The following is a 14,177-nucleotide window of genomic DNA, read 5'->3' on the forward strand; positions in this document are numbered from 1 at the left end:
CTTGAGAGATGGAGCCGTCAGCCTTCGCTGCTAAACGAAGAGGGTGGCGGCTTTACGCGGGTTAGCAGACCAGGCTCAAGGATCCCGGCGCACCGAAGTGCCCCACGCAAGCCGCCATAAAGAAAGACGGAGCCAGCGTGCCTTGAGAATTGCCGAGCTGCTAAACCCGGTCACTGAACATTCAGCGACCGACCCACCATAGAACCCGACCTCAAAGCGCACAAGCCGGCGGATTCTGGCTTGGCTGTAGGCAACGGCGCAAGGATTTGTAGCCTTTAGACCGTGTCCGAAGGTGTCTTTTAAACAGCTTCGTTTAAATCGAAAAAATGCGCCGCATTCGATGGCGTCTTCGCGAGCAGGCTCGCTCCCACAGGGGCCGTATTCCAAATGTCCGATTGGGAATGCATTTCAAATGGTGGGAGCGAGCCTGCTCGCGAAGGGGTCAGCCCAATCAGCCGATAATCCCAAGTAAAACCGCTCTATTTCATTCCCCGGCAAAAGTTGGAAGGCTTCTTGCAATAGCCGCCGTGCGCCCGATCGGGGCGTCAAAAGTTTGCTTTAAAGGAACGGGGAAAACCGGTGGATCGCTCTCAGTTACTCAGCACTGCTCGCACAAACGTTGCCGACCTCAGTCGAGGCAATCTGGGCGTGCCGTTGTTGCTGCTGGTCATGCTGGCAATGATGATGTTGCCGATCCCGCCGTTCCTGCTGGACGTGTTTTTCACGTTCAACATCGCATTGTCGATCGTGGTGTTGCTGGTCTGCGTCTATGCCTTGCGGCCGCTGGATTTCGCCGTGTTCCCGACCATTCTGCTGGTCGCAACGCTGCTGCGACTGGCGCTGAACGTGGCCTCCACGCGGGTGGTGATGCTCCACGGTCAGGACGGTCACGCGTCCGCCGGTAAGGTGATCCAGGCCTTCGGCGAGGTGGTGATCGGCGGTAACTACGTGGTCGGTATCGTGGTGTTCGCGATTCTGATGATCATCAACTTCGTCGTGGTGACCAAGGGCGCCGGGCGAATTTCCGAGGTGAGCGCGCGTTTCACCCTCGATGCGATGCCCGGCAAGCAAATGGCGATCGACGCCGACCTCAACGCCGGTCTGATCGACCAGAACCAGGCCAAGGCGCGCCGTCAGGAAGTCGCCCAGGAAGCCGAGTTCTACGGTTCGATGGACGGTGCCAGCAAGTTCGTGCGCGGTGACGCCATCGCCGGCCTGCTGATTCTGTTCATCAACCTCATCGGCGGCATGGCCGTCGGTATCTTCCAGCACGGCATGACGTTCGGTGACGCCGGCAAGGTTTACGCCTTGCTGACCATCGGTGACGGTTTGGTGGCGCAATTGCCATCACTGTTGTTATCAACAGCGGCCGCGATCATGGTGACCCGTGCTTCCGGCTCGGAAGACATGGGCAAGCAGATCAACCGCCAGATGTTCGCCTCGCCTAAAGCACTGGCGGTGGCGGCGGGGATGATGGCCGTCATGGGCCTGGTGCCGGGCATGCCGCACTTCTCCTTTTTGAGCATGGCTGCGCTCGCTGCTGGCGGTGCGTACCTGTTCTGGAAGAAGCAAAACGCCGTGAAGGTCGAAGCGTTGCAAGAGGTCAAGCGTCAGCAGGAACTGCTGCCGTCGCCGGCCCGTGCCATGGAAACCAAAGAGCTGGGCTGGGATGACGTGACCCCGATCGACATGATCGGCCTGGAAGTCGGCTATCGCCTGATTCCGCTGGTGGACCGCAATCAGGGTGGGCAATTGCTGGCGCGGATCAAGGGCGTGCGCAAGAAGCTCTCGCAGGATCTGGGCTTCCTGATGCCGACCGTGCACATCCGCGACAACCTCGATCTGGCGCCGAGCGCGTATCGCTTGACCCTGATGGGCGTGATTTTGGCGGAAGCAGAGATCTACCCGGATCGCGAACTGGCGATCAACCCGGGCCAGGTCTACGGCTCGCTCAACGGTATCAACGCCAAAGATCCGGCTTTCGGTCTGGAAGCGGTGTGGATCGAAATCAGCCAGCGCGCCCAGGCGCAATCGCTCGGCTACACCGTGGTGGACGCCAGCACCGTGGTCGCGACGCACTTGAATCAGATTCTGTACAAGCACTCCAGTGAGCTGATCGGCCACGAAGAAGTGCAGCAACTCATGCAATTGCTGGCCAAAAGCTCGCCGAAACTGGCGGAAGAGCTGGTGCCGGGTGTGGTCTCGCTGTCGCAATTGCTCAAAGTGCTGCAAGCGTTGCTCGCCGAACACGTGCCGGTACGCGACATTCGCAGCATCGCCGAAGCCATCGCCAACAACGCGGCCAAGAGTCAAGATACCGCCGCATTGGTGGCTGCCGTACGGGTCGGCGTCTCCCGCGCCATCGTCCAAAGCATTGTAGGCACTGAGTCCGAGCTGCCTGTGATCACCTTGGAACCAAGGTTGGAACAGATATTGCTCAATAGTCTGCAGAAGGCAGGACAAGGCTCGGAAGAGGGCGTTCTGCTGGAGCCAAGCATGGCCGAGAAGCTGCAACGTTCGTTGATCGAAGCGGCGCAGCGTCAGGAAATGCAAGGCCAACCGGTGATCCTGCTGGTAGCAGGCCCGATTCGCGCGATGCTCTCGCGTTTTGGCCGCCTCGCTGTCCCTGGACTGCATGTGCTGGCCTACCAGGAAGTACCGGACAACAAGCAAGTGACCATCGTTGCGACAGTAGGGCCCAACGGCTGAGGTAGTGGTTTATGCAAGTTAAGCGTTTTTTCGCCGCCGATATGCGTCAGGCCATGAAGCTGGTTCGTGATGAGCTGGGCGCTGATGCCGCCATCATTGGCAACCGCCGCATTGCCGGCGGCGTCGAGTTGACGGCGGCACTGGATTACAAGTTGTCGGCGCTGGCGCCACGGGTTCCGAACATGGAACTCGAAGACGAGCTGCGCAAGACCCAGTCGCGCATCGTCACCGCCCAGGCCGAACTGAGCCTGCGTGGCGAAGCCGATGGCGACACCAATCGTCAGCTGTTCGCCGGTTTGCCGATGACGGCGGGCCTGCCGCTGACCGCTGCCGAACCGTTGAGCGAGCCGACTTACACGGCCCCGGCGCGTCCGGCTCCGGCACCTGCGCAATCGTCTGGCGGTATTGATCCGCGTGCGCTGGACTCGATGCGTTTCGAATTGAACAGCCTGCGCGAGCTGATGGAAGTGCAGCTCGGCACCCTGGCCTGGAATCAGCTGCAAGGCAGCCGTCCGGCCCAGGCCAATCTGTATCGTCGTCTGCAGCGTATCGGCCTGTCCGGTCCGTTGTCCCGCGACCTGTTGGCGATGGTCACCGATATTGAAGAGCCGCGTCAGGCCTGGCGCATGCTGCTGGCGCACCTGGCACGGATGATTGCCGTACCGGAAGTCGAGCCGCTGGAAGAGGGCGGTGTGATTGCGATGGTCGGCCCGGCCGGCATGGGCAAGACCACCACGCTGGCCAAGCTGGCCGCGCGTTACGTACTCAAGTACGGCGCGCAGAACGTCGCGCTGGTGAGCATGGACAGCTTCCGCATCGGCGCGCAGGAACAACTGAAAACCCTGGGCCGCATCCTCAACGTGCCGGTGACGCACGTCGATCCGGGCCAGTCGCTGGTGCAGGCATTGGATCCACTGCTGCGCAAACGCGTGGTTTTGATTGATACTGCCGGCCTGCAAGCCAGTGATCCGGCGTTGCGCATGCAGCTTGAGAGCCTGGCCGGTCGTGGCATTCGCTCAAAAAATTATCTGGTCCTGGCAACCACCAGCCAGAAACAGGTTCTAACCGCCGCTTATCACAGTTACAAGCGTTGCGGGCTTGCCGGCTGCATCCTGACTAAACTGGATGAAACAGCAAGCCTTGGCGAAGTGTTGAGCCTGGCGATCAGTCATGAATTGCCGGTCGCGTACCTGACCGATGGCCCGCGGATTCCGGATGATTTGCATCTGCCGCGCCGTCATCAACTGGTCAGCCGCGCCGTCAGCGTGCAAATGCAGGAAGAACCCAGCGAAGAAGCCATGGCTGACATGTTCGCTGATATCTATCACAGCCCGACCAAGCAGGTTGGCTGAGGTAATCATGAACAGTTTTTGTACCTACATCGATGGTCTGCCACGCATTGTTCCGATCGGGAACGCGCAGCCAGTAATGTGGCCTCCGTCTATGCAAGACAAGGTAAAGAAATAACATGGGCAGCATGCATCCCGTACAGGTGATCGCGGTGACCGGCGGCAAAGGTGGCGTCGGCAAGACTAACGTGTCAGTGAACTTGTCGCTGGCGCTGGCAGAGCTTGGCCGTCGGGTCATGCTGCTGGACGCCGACCTGGGCCTGGCCAACGTCGACGTTCTGCTGGGGCTGACGCCCAAGCGCACATTGGCCGACGTGATCGAAGGCCGTTGCGAACTGCGCGACGTGCTGTTGCAGGGCCCGGGCGGGATCCGCATCGTGCCGGCAGCTTCCGGCACCCAGAGCATGGTTCACCTGAGCCCGGCGCAACACGCCGGTCTGATTCAGGCTTTCAGCGACATCGGCGACAATCTCGACGTACTGGTGATCGACACCGCTGCGGGCATTGGTGACTCGGTAGTCAGTTTTGTTCGCGCCGCGCAGGAAGTGTTGCTGGTGGTCTGCGATGAGCCGACTTCGATCACCGACGCTTACGCGCTGATCAAGTTGCTCAACCGCGATTACGGCATGAACCGCTTCCGCGTGCTGGCCAACATGGCGCAGAGCCCGCAGGAAGGGCGCAACCTGTTCGCCAAGTTGACCAAGGTCACGGACCGCTTCCTGGACGTCGCCCTGCAATATGTCGGCGCCGTCCCGTATGACGAAAGCGTGCGTAAAGCCGTGCAGAAACAGCGCGCCGTTTACGAAGCCTTTCCCCGTTCCAAGTGCGCGCTGGCCTTCAAGGCGATTGCGCAGAAAGTCGACACATGGCCGTTGCCGGCCAACCCGCGCGGCCATCTCGAGTTTTTCGTCGAGCGCCTCGTGCAGCAAACCGCAGGGCCTGTGATATGACCGCCAGTGGCATGAATCTTTACAAGAAGTCGGCGCGTGACGCGCAGTACGAGCTGATCGAGCGTTACGCGCCATTGGTCAAACGCATTGCCTACCACTTGCTGGCGCGATTGCCGGCCAGTGTGCAGGTCGAAGACCTGATCCAGGCCGGCATGATCGGTCTGCTTGAAGTCTCGACCAAATACGACGCCAGCAAAGGCGCCAGTTTTGAAACGTACGCGGGCATTCGAATCCGCGGCGCGATGCTCGACGAAGTGCGCAAAGGGGATTGGGCGCCACGCTCGGTTCACCGCAATACCCGGATGGTCAGCGACGCGATTCGCTCGATTGAAGCTAAAACCGGTCGTGACGCTAAAGATCACGAGGTTGCGGCCGAACTCCAATTGAGTCTCGACGATTATTACGGGATTTTGAATGACACCCTGGGCAGCCGCCTCTTCAGTTTCGACGACCTCTTGCAGGACGGCGAACACGAAGGGCTGCACGAGGATGGCGCCAGTGCTCATATGGAGCCGTCACGCGATCTGGAAGATGAACGCTTCCAGGCGGCGCTGGCGGACGCGATTGCCAATTTGCCGGAGCGTGAGCGACTGGTCTTGGCGCTGTACTACGACGAAGAGCTGAACCTCAAGGAAATCGGTGAAGTCCTTGGCGTCAGTGAATCGCGGGTCAGCCAGTTACACAGCCAGTGCGCGGCCCGCTTGCGGGGGCGTTTGGGGGAGTGGCGAGCGCGCTGAAGGCAGTGTGGGGACACTGCGAAACGAGGCCGGTGCGGTGATGAACGGCGCCGGTCTCGATCCGTTGTGCCCCGGACAAACTTCGAGTGCTATGCCAATTGATTGAAGTGGCGCGTCCAGGTGCTGGGCGCGTTTAAGACTGCTTGGAGGTCGAATTGAACAAAGACATGAAAATCCTCATCGTTGATGACTTCTCAACGATGCGGCGGATCATCAAGAACCTGCTGCGTGATCTTGGGTTCACCAACACCGTCGAGGCCGACGATGGCATCACCGCCATTCCGGTGCTCAACAGCGGCAGCATCGACTTTCTGGTAACGGACTGGAACATGCCGGGCATGACCGGTATCGACCTGCTGCGTCACGTGCGTGCCGATGAAAAACTCAAGCATCTCCCCGTGTTGATGGTGACTGCAGAAGCCAAGCGCGAGCAGATCATCGAGGCCGCTCAGGCCGGTGTGAACGGTTACGTGGTCAAACCTTTCACGGCTCAGGCGCTGAAAGACAAAATCGAGAAGATTTTCGAACGCATCGGCTGATGAATCCGCGGGGGAGCTATGGAGCATAACGAATCTTCACAGGGCGATTTTGAATCGACCCTGAAAAAACACGCGGTCGAACTGGTCGAGAGCCTTGAAAAAGGCAGGTTCGGCGACGCGGTGCAATTGATCCATGAGCTCAATCAGACCCGTGACCGCGGCCTGTATCAGGAAGTGGGCAAGCTCACACGTGAACTGCACAGTGCGATCGTCAACTTTCAGATCGATCCGCACATGCCGCAGGCCGAGGAAGTGTCGCAAATCACCGACGCCACCGAACGCCTGGGTTATGTGGTCAAGCTGACGGAAGCCGCGGCCAACCGCACCATGGATCTGGTGGAAAGCGCCACGCCGGTGGTCAATGGTCTGGCTGACGAAGCCCAGGCCTTGAGCGCCGATTGGGGTCGCTTCATGCGTCGCGAGGTCGGGGCTGAAGAATTCCGCGAACTGGCGCGCCGGGTCGACGGTTTTCTGTCACGCAGCAGCACGGACAACCGTGCGGTGTCGAGCAATCTCAACGACATCCTGCTGGCCCAGGATTACCAGGACCTCACCGGTCAGGTGATCAAACGCGTGACCCAGTTGGTCACCGAAGTCGAAAGCAATCTGCTCAAACTCGTGCTCATGGCCAGTCAGGTCGACCGCTTTGCGGGCATCGAACATGATCGCGATGCGATGCTTGCGGAAAAAGATCCACAAAAACATCTCTCGCAGGGTGAAGGTCCGCAGATTCATGCCGATAAACGAGAAGACGTTGTGTCCGGTCAGGACGATGTGGACGATTTGTTATCCAGCCTTGGGTTCTAGAGTTTTGGAATTTCAGGTTTTTTGGGTTTTTAGACCTGTAGGAGCACCCCATTAATGAGCTTCGGCGCCGATGAAGAGATCCTTCAGGATTTCCTGGTTGAGGCCGGCGAGATTCTTGAGCAACTGTCCGAACAACTGGTCGAGCTGGAAAGCCGCCCGGATGATGCAGACCTGCTCAATGCAATTTTTCGCGGTTTCCACACTGTAAAAGGGGGCGCCGGCTTCCTTCAGCTCAATGAGCTGGTGGAGTGCTGTCACATCGCCGAAAACGTGTTCGACATCCTGCGCAAGGGTGAGCGTCGCGTTGATGCAGAACTGATGGACGTTGTGCTCGAAGCGCTGGACGCGGTGAACAGCATGTTCACCGAAGTCCGTGAACGTGCACCGATCACCGCCGCCACGCCTGAGCTGCTGGCAGCGCTGGCGCGTCTGGCCGAGCCGCAAGCGGCTGACGAAGCGCTTGCCGCACCGGTTGAAGTGGTTGAAGAACCGGTCGCCGAAGGCGCATCGGGCGACATCACCGATAACGAATTCGAACAACTGCTGGACTCGCTGAATGCCGTCAAGGCGCAAGCCGAGGCCCCGGCCGCCGCTGCACCCGCGCAAGCTGGCGATGCGCCGGCCAGCGATGAAATCACCGACGCCGAATTTGAATCCCTGCTGGATCAACTGCACGGCAAAGGCCAGTTCGCGGTGGATGCGGTTGCCCCGGCGGCCGTGGCGGCGGCTCCGGCAACGCCTGCCAAGGGCGACAGCTCGGACATCACCGACGACGAATTCGAAGCGCTGCTCGATCAGTTGCACGGCAAGGGCAACTTCGCCGTTGATGCGCTGGAGTCGGCCATCGCCTCGGCCCCGGCGGCGCCTGCTGCACCGGCAGCCGCTGCGGCTGGCAGTGACCTGATCAGCGATCACGAGTTCGAATCGCTGCTCGACGAATTGCATGGCAAAGGCAAGTTCACCGAAGTCGGCGCCGCTGCTGCGGGCTCTGCTTCGACAGTCGCCACGCCTGCCGCCAAGGCACCGGCTGCTGCTGCACCGAAGCCTGCCGCCAAGCCTGAACCAAAAGCCGAAACGCCAAAACCGGCCGCTGCTGCACCGGCTCCGGCCCGTGCGCCCGCCGCCGCTCCGGCGGAAAAGCCGGCCAGCGAAGCCGAAACCACTGTTCGTGTCGACACCGCGCGTCTCGACGAAATCATGAACATGGTCGGCGAGCTGGTGCTGGTGCGTAACCGTCTGGTGCGCCTGGGCCTCAACAGCGGCGACGAAGCCATGTCCAAGGCCGTGTCGAACCTCGACGTGGTCACGGCTGACTTGCAGACCGCGGTGATGAAGACCCGGATGCAGCCGATCAAGAAAGTGTTCGGACGCTTCCCGCGTCTGGTTCGCGACCTTGCGCGTCAGCTCAAGAAAGAGATCAACCTGGAATTGGTCGGCGAAGAAACCGACCTCGACAAAAACCTTGTCGAGGCCCTGGCCGACCCGCTGGTCCACTTGGTGCGCAACGCCGTCGACCACGGCATCGAGTCGCCGGAAGAACGCGAAGCATCAGGCAAGGCCCGTGGCGGTCGAGTGATACTGGCAGCCGAGCAGGAAGGCGACCACATCCTGCTGTCGATTTCCGATGACGGCAAAGGCATGGACCCGAACGTCCTGCGCGCCATTGCGGTAAAACGCGGCGTGATGGACAAGGACGCGGCCGATCGCCTGAGCGATACCGAGTGCTACAACCTGATTTTCGCCCCGGGTTTCTCGACCAAGACCGAGATCTCCGACGTGTCCGGCCGTGGCGTCGGCATGGACGTGGTTAAGACCAAGATTTCCCAGCTCAACGGTTCGATCAACATCTACTCGACCAAGGGCCAGGGCTCGAAGATCGTCATCAAGGTACCGCTGACGCTGGCGATCATGCCGACCCTGATGGTCATGCTCGGCAATCAGGCGTTCGCATTCCCGCTGGTCAACGTCAACGAAATCTTCCACCTCGACCTGTCGACCACCAACGTCGTCGACGGTCAGGAAGTGGTGATCGTGCGGGACAAGGCGCTGCCATTGTTCTACCTCAAGCGCTGGCTGGTCAGCTCCGCCGCTCACGAAGAGCAGCGCGAAGGCCATGTGGTGATCCTCTCGGTGGGCACCCAGAGGATCGGCTTCGTCGTCGATCAACTGGTCGGTCAGGAAGAAGTGGTCATCAAGCCATTGGGCAAAATGCTCCAGGGAACCCCGGGCATGTCCGGCGCCACCATCACCGGTGACGGCCGCATTGCGCTGATTCTCGATGTTCCAAGCATGCTCAAGCGTTACGCCACAAAGCGTATTTGAATCCGGGGCAGCGCGGTGACAGCACCGCGCCGCACCTAATGGAGTGTTTATGGCAGTCAAAGTCCTGGTGGTGGACGATTCGGGTTTTTTCCGCCGCCGCGTCTCGGAAATACTTTCAGCGGATCCGAGCATCCAGGTGGTCGGTACGGCCACCAACGGTAAAGAGGCGATTGATCAGGCCATGGCCCTCAAGCCTGACGTGATCACCATGGACTACGAGATGCCGATGATGGACGGCATCACAGCGGTGCGGCACATCATGCAGCGCTGCCCGACCCCGGTGTTGATGTTCTCCTCGCTGACGCACGAAGGCGCTCGGGTGACGCTCGATGCGCTGGACGCCGGCGCGGTGGATTTCCTGCCGAAGAATTTCGAAGACATCTCGCGCAACCCCGAGAAGGTCAAGCAGTTGCTCTGCGAGAAAGTCCACAGCATCTCGCGCAGCAACCGTCGTTTCAGTGCCTACAGCGCACCGGCGCCGGCCGCCGCGCCAGCTCCGACGCCTGCCCCGGCCGCGCCGGGCTACAGCAGCCACGCCAGCCACAGCAGCAGCGTTCCGGCACGTCCGGCACCTGCGCCAGCCCCTGCGCGTGCGCCGGCGGCGAGTGCTTCGTCGCCTGCGCCGAAACGCAAAGCCTACAAACTGGTCGCTATCGGTACGTCGACCGGCGGCCCGGTGGCCCTGCAACGCGTGCTCACGCAATTGCCGGCGAACTTCCCGGCGCCGATCGTGCTGATCCAGCACATGCCGGCGGCGTTCACCAAGGCGTTTGCCGAGCGTCTCGACAAGCTCTGCCGCATCAGCGTCAAGGAAGCCGAGGATGGCGACATCCTGCGTCCGGGCCTGGCGCTGCTGGCGCCGGGTGGCAAGCAAATGATGATCGATGGCCGGGGCGCGGTGAAAATCCTGCCGGGCGATGAGCGTCTGAACTACAAGCCATGCGTGGACATCACCTTCGGTTCCGCCGCCAAGTCCTACGGCGACAAGGTGCTGGCCGTGGTGCTGACCGGCATGGGCGCCGATGGCCGTGAAGGCGCGCGTCTGCTCAAGCAGGGCGGCAGCTCGGTCTGGGCGCAGGACGAAGCCAGCTGTGTGATCTACGGCATGCCGATGGCCATCGTCAAAGCCGATCTCGCCGACGCGGTGTACGGTCTGGACGATATCGGCAAGCACATCGTCGAGGCGTGTATCTGATGGATGTTCTAAGCCTTATCGGCATCATCATGGCGTTCGTCGCCATCATCGGCGGCAACTACCTTGAAGGTGGTCACCTCGGCGCGCTGGCCAACGGCCCGGCGGCCCTGATCGTAATTGGCGGCACGGTGGGGGCCGCACTGTTGCAATCGCCGATGAGCGCGTTCAAACGCGCGATGCAGATTCTTGCCTGGATTTTCTTTCCGCCGCGTGTGGACCTGGCGGGCGGCATCGACCGCGTCGTCAACTGGAGCCTCACTGCGCGCAAGGAAGGCTTGCTCGGCCTGGAAGGGGTGGCCGACGCCGAACCCGACAGCTACTCGCGCAAAGGCCTGCAATTGCTGGTCGATGGCGCCGAGCCGGAAGCGATTCGCAGCATCCTGGAAGTGGATTTCTACACCCAGGAAGCGCGCGACATCGAAGCCTCCAAAGTTTTTGAAAGCATGGGCGGCTACGCGCCCACCATCGGCATCATCGGTGCGGTGATGGGCCTGATCCACGTGATGGGCAACCTCGCCGACCCGAGCCAACTGGGCAGCGGCATCGCCGTGGCTTTCGTCGCGACGATTTACGGCGTGGCGAGTGCCAACCTGATCCTGCTGCCGGTGGCGGCCAAGCTGAAGTCAATCGCGTTGCGGCAGTCGCGTTATCGCGAAATGTTGCTGGAAGGAATTCTGTCGATCGCCGAAGGTGAAAACCCTCGTTCCATTGAGTTGAAGCTGCAAGGCTTCATGGATTAAGGGAAGAACCTCATGGCTCGTCGCAGGCATCAGGAAGAGCATGTAAACCACGAACGCTGGCTGGTTTCCTACGCTGACTTCATCACGCTGCTGTTCGCATTCTTCGTGGTGATGTACTCGATCTCGTCGATCAACGAAGGCAAGTACAAGGTCATTTCCGAAGCGCTGATCGGTGTCTTCACCGATTCCGACCGTGCGCTCAAGCCGATTCCGATTGGCGAGGAGCGGCCGAAAACCGTGACCCCGGCCAAGCCGCTGGTCAAGGACGCCGAGCAGGTTGACGCCGGCATTGCCGGGGCCAGCGATCCGCTGAAAAGCATCGCCGATGACATCAGTGCAGCGTTCGGTGACTTGATCAGCTCCAACCAGATGACCGTGCGCGGCAACGAGTTGTGGGTCGAAATCGAACTCAACTCCAGCCTGTTGTTCGGCAGCGGCGACGCCATGCCCAGCGACATCGCTTTCACCATCATCGACAAGGTTGCATCCATTCTGAAACCGTTCGACAACCCGATTCACGTCGAAGGTTTCACCGACGATCAACCGATCCGCACCGCGCAGTACCCGACCAACTGGGAACTGTCTTCGGCGCGTTCGGCGAGCATCGTGCGCATGCTGGCGATGCAGGGCGTGAACCCTGGCCGGCTGGCGTCGGTGGGCTATGGCGAATTCCAGCCCGTGGCCAACAACGCCACGGTGGAAGGTCGCGCGAAAAACCGCCGTGTGGTGTTGGTGGTGTCGCGAAATCTTGATGTGCGCCGTAGCCTCACGGGGACCGGAACCGCCAACGCGAAACCGGACGCCGCTCTGAAGCGCGCTGGCACACAAACTGCACCGACCCCGGTCAAGACGCCGGGACGCGAGAGTGCCGTCAATTCTCCGTCGCCCGCATTAATACGCTGAGCCATGTCTCGGTCGAGCATCTCGACCGGGAGGAACGAACTGAATGAGAGTCTGGGCAGTCGCCAATCAAAAGGGTGGTGTTGGTAAAACCACATCCTCCATCGCTTTAGCCGGATTGCTGGCCGAGGCGGGCAAGCGCGTGGTTGTGGTCGATCTCGACCCGCACGGCTCGATGACCAGCTATTTCGGCTACGACCCCGACAGCCTGGAACACAGCAACTACGACCTGTTTCTGCACAAGGGCAGCGTGCCGCAAGGCCTGCCGGGGCAGTTGCTGTTGTCGACCAGCGACGAGCGCATTTCTTTGCTGCCCTCGAGCACCGCACTGGCCACCCTTGAGCGCCAGTCGCCAGGGCAAAGCGGCCTGGGCCTGGTGATCGCCAAGAGTCTGGCGCAGCTGTGGCAGGACTTCGATTACGCGATCATCGACAGCCCGCCGTTGCTCGGTGTGCTGATGGTCAATGCCCTCGCCGCGAGCCAGCAACTGGTGATCCCGGTGCAGACCGAACACCTGGCCGTCAAAGGGCTGGAACGCATGGTCAACACACTGGCGATGATCAACCGTTCGCGCAAACAGGCGCTGCCGTTCAGCATCGTGCCGACGTTGTTTGACCGCCGCACGCAAGCCTCTATGAGCACCTTGCGCGTGCTGCGCGACAAATTCCCGGACGATATCTGGCACGGTTACATTCCGGTCGATACACGTCTGCGCGACGCCAGCCGAGCCGGCGTCACACCTTCGCAATTCGATGGCAAGAGCCGTGGCGTGCTGGCCTACCGCGCGCTGCTCAAGCACCTGTTGGCGCAACAGCTCGTTCCACAGGTGGCGTGAGATGATTTCGATCCGGTCGCATATTTGCTGCTTGCACGAACCCTGTGGGAGCGAGCCTGCTCGCGAAGCGGACAACGCCGTTTTCCCGTCAGGCGCCAATCACCGATGAACCGCCCAGTGAAACTCACGTCGCGTCCGCAACAGGCCTTGCAGTCTTATCTGGAAGACTTGCTGCAGGACGTGCCCGAAGAACTGGCGCCACCGGTCGAGGCGCTGCCTCAGGTCGTGGAACAGGCGCAGCCTGAAGTGATTGAAAGTGCTGCGGCGCTCGATGAGTTCCAGGCCGCGGTGCTGGAAGAGCAGGCCCGTGACGCGCAGAAGGCGGCCGCTCCGGTTGCCGCGCCTGCCGCCGCCCCCGTCGCCAAGGCCCCCGTCGCGTTGATCGACGAGCCGCGCGCACCGTTGTCGACGCTGGCACCGCTGCTGCAAACGCAATTGTTGACAGTGCCAGAGCCCGCGCCTGCACCCGCGCCGCAAGTGTCGGAACCACAGGTTCTGGTCCCGCCGGTGGTCGAAGTGCACCTGCCACCGAATAACCCGCCGCCACCGGTGGAAACCGATGGTCGTCCGGCCTGGGCTGCCGAAGCCTTCGAATGTCTGCTGTTCGACGTCGCCGGGCTGACACTCGCGGTGCCGCTGGTGTGCCTGGGCTCGATCTATTCGCTGGCCGGCCACGAGCTGACGCCGCTATTCGGTCAGCCGGAGTGGTTCCTTGGCATTCTGCCCAGCCAGGCCGGCAATCTGAAAGTCCTGGACACTGCGCGCTGGGTCATGCCGGATCGTTATCGCGATGACTTCCGTCAGGGCCTGCAGTACGTGATTTCGGTACAAGGTTACGAGTGGGGGCTGGCGGTGCATCAGGTCAGCCGCTCGTTGCGCCTGGACCCGAATGAAATCAAATGGAGAAGTCACCGGGGTCAGCGGCCATGGCTCGCCGGCACCGTGATTGAGCACATGTGTGCATTGCTTGACGTGTCCGCGCTGGCCGAGTTGATCGCCAGCGGCGGGGCAAAGCACCTGGGCGGCAACAAGCCGCTACATAAACCGACATAGCAGCCGACATAACAATCAGGCGATGGCATTTTTCCAATGCC

Annotated in this window: 12 protein-coding genes; all 12 read left to right on the forward strand. The window is 61.0% G+C overall.

Annotated elements, in window-relative coordinates; all coding sequences use genetic code 11:
• The first annotated feature begins 579 nt into the window (after nucleotides 1–579).
• The 12 genes from flhA (at nucleotide 580) to HU727_RS01380 (ending at nucleotide 14,136) form a co-directional block, all read left to right on the forward strand.
• On the forward strand, nucleotides 580–2,709 hold the full coding sequence (gene flhA, locus HU727_RS01325; RefSeq protein ID WP_186532013.1) for a flagellar biosynthesis protein FlhA: 2,130 nt from the start codon (nucleotides 580–582) through the stop codon (nucleotides 2,707–2,709).
• 11 nt (nucleotides 2,710–2,720) lie between these two features.
• Complete coding sequence (gene flhF / locus HU727_RS01330) at nucleotides 2,721–4,061, forward strand: flagellar biosynthesis GTPase FlhF (RefSeq protein ID WP_186532012.1); 1,341 nt, start codon at nucleotides 2,721–2,723, stop codon at nucleotides 4,059–4,061.
• Nucleotides 4,062–4,177: 116 nt separating this feature from the next.
• Nucleotides 4,178–5,008: a flagellar synthesis regulator FleN gene (gene fleN / locus HU727_RS01335; protein ID WP_016771060.1), complete on the forward strand. Its 831-nt coding sequence runs from the start codon at nucleotides 4,178–4,180 to the stop codon at nucleotides 5,006–5,008.
• Complete coding sequence (gene fliA, locus HU727_RS01340; RefSeq protein ID WP_016771059.1) at nucleotides 5,005–5,745, forward strand: RNA polymerase sigma factor FliA; 741 nt, start codon at nucleotides 5,005–5,007, stop codon at nucleotides 5,743–5,745. Before fleN ends, fliA begins: the two co-directional genes overlap by 4 nt.
• A 167-nt stretch (nucleotides 5,746–5,912) precedes the next feature.
• Nucleotides 5,913–6,284, forward strand: a complete 372-nt coding sequence (locus tag HU727_RS01345; RefSeq protein WP_008072643.1) for a chemotaxis response regulator CheY — start codon at nucleotides 5,913–5,915, stop codon at nucleotides 6,282–6,284.
• 18 nt (nucleotides 6,285–6,302) lie between these two features.
• Nucleotides 6,303–7,091 carry a protein phosphatase CheZ gene (locus HU727_RS01350; RefSeq protein ID WP_186532011.1) on the forward strand — a complete coding sequence of 263 codons (789 nt, stop codon included), beginning with the start codon at nucleotides 6,303–6,305 and terminating at the stop codon, nucleotides 7,089–7,091.
• 54 nt (nucleotides 7,092–7,145) lie between these two features.
• Nucleotides 7,146–9,413 carry a chemotaxis protein CheA gene (locus tag HU727_RS01355; RefSeq protein WP_186532010.1) on the forward strand — a complete coding sequence of 756 codons (2,268 nt, stop codon included), beginning with the start codon at nucleotides 7,146–7,148 and terminating at the stop codon, nucleotides 9,411–9,413.
• 49 nt (nucleotides 9,414–9,462) lie between these two features.
• Nucleotides 9,463–10,608 (forward strand): protein-glutamate methylesterase/protein-glutamine glutaminase, encoded by a 1,146-nt coding sequence (locus HU727_RS01360; protein WP_186532009.1) that lies wholly within the window; start codon nucleotides 9,463–9,465, stop codon nucleotides 10,606–10,608.
• Entirely contained in the window at nucleotides 10,608–11,348 is a 741-nt protein-coding gene (locus HU727_RS01365) for a flagellar motor protein (protein ID WP_186532008.1), read from the forward strand. Before HU727_RS01360 ends, HU727_RS01365 begins: the two co-directional genes overlap by 1 nt.
• Before the next feature lie 12 nt (nucleotides 11,349–11,360).
• The gene (gene motD, locus HU727_RS01370) at nucleotides 11,361–12,251 is read left to right on the forward strand and encodes a flagellar motor protein MotD (RefSeq protein WP_186532006.1); all 891 of its coding nucleotides are present in this window, start codon (nucleotides 11,361–11,363) and stop codon (nucleotides 12,249–12,251) included.
• Between the two features lie 43 nt (nucleotides 12,252–12,294).
• Entirely contained in the window at nucleotides 12,295–13,083 is a 789-nt protein-coding gene (locus HU727_RS01375; protein ID WP_186532005.1) for a ParA family protein, read from the forward strand.
• Between the two features lie 105 nt (nucleotides 13,084–13,188).
• The gene (locus HU727_RS01380) at nucleotides 13,189–14,136 is read left to right on the forward strand and encodes a CheW domain-containing protein (RefSeq protein WP_186532003.1); all 948 of its coding nucleotides are present in this window, start codon (nucleotides 13,189–13,191) and stop codon (nucleotides 14,134–14,136) included.
• The last annotated feature ends 41 nt before the right edge of the window (nucleotides 14,137–14,177 follow it).

This window comes from Pseudomonas khorasanensis (assembly GCF_014268505.2).
GTDB classification, from domain to species: domain Bacteria; phylum Pseudomonadota; class Gammaproteobacteria; order Pseudomonadales; family Pseudomonadaceae; genus Aquipseudomonas; species Aquipseudomonas khorasanensis.

Bases quoted from the DNA above. Each gene is read 5' to 3' on its own strand.
- motD (WP_186532006.1), top strand. From the start codon at position 11,361: ATGGCTCGTCGCAGGCATCAGGAAGAGCATGTAAACCACGAACGCTGG.
- HU727_RS01350 (WP_186532011.1), top strand. From the start codon at position 6,303: ATGGAGCATAACGAATCTTCACAGGGCGATTTTGAATCGACCCTGAAA.
- HU727_RS01375 (WP_186532005.1), top strand. From the start codon at position 12,295: ATGAGAGTCTGGGCAGTCGCCAATCAAAAGGGTGGTGTTGGTAAAACC.
- fleN (WP_016771060.1), top strand. From the start codon at position 4,178: ATGGGCAGCATGCATCCCGTACAGGTGATCGCGGTGACCGGCGGCAAA.
- HU727_RS01355 (WP_186532010.1), top strand. From the start codon at position 7,146: ATGAGCTTCGGCGCCGATGAAGAGATCCTTCAGGATTTCCTGGTTGAG.
- HU727_RS01360 (WP_186532009.1), top strand. From the start codon at position 9,463: ATGGCAGTCAAAGTCCTGGTGGTGGACGATTCGGGTTTTTTCCGCCGC.
- flhF (WP_186532012.1), top strand. From the start codon at position 2,721: ATGCAAGTTAAGCGTTTTTTCGCCGCCGATATGCGTCAGGCCATGAAG.
- HU727_RS01345 (WP_008072643.1), top strand. From the start codon at position 5,913: ATGAAAATCCTCATCGTTGATGACTTCTCAACGATGCGGCGGATCATC.
- HU727_RS01380 (WP_186532003.1), top strand. From the start codon at position 13,189: ATGAACCGCCCAGTGAAACTCACGTCGCGTCCGCAACAGGCCTTGCAG.
- fliA (WP_016771059.1), top strand. From the start codon at position 5,005: ATGACCGCCAGTGGCATGAATCTTTACAAGAAGTCGGCGCGTGACGCG.
- HU727_RS01365 (WP_186532008.1), top strand. From the start codon at position 10,608: ATGGATGTTCTAAGCCTTATCGGCATCATCATGGCGTTCGTCGCCATC.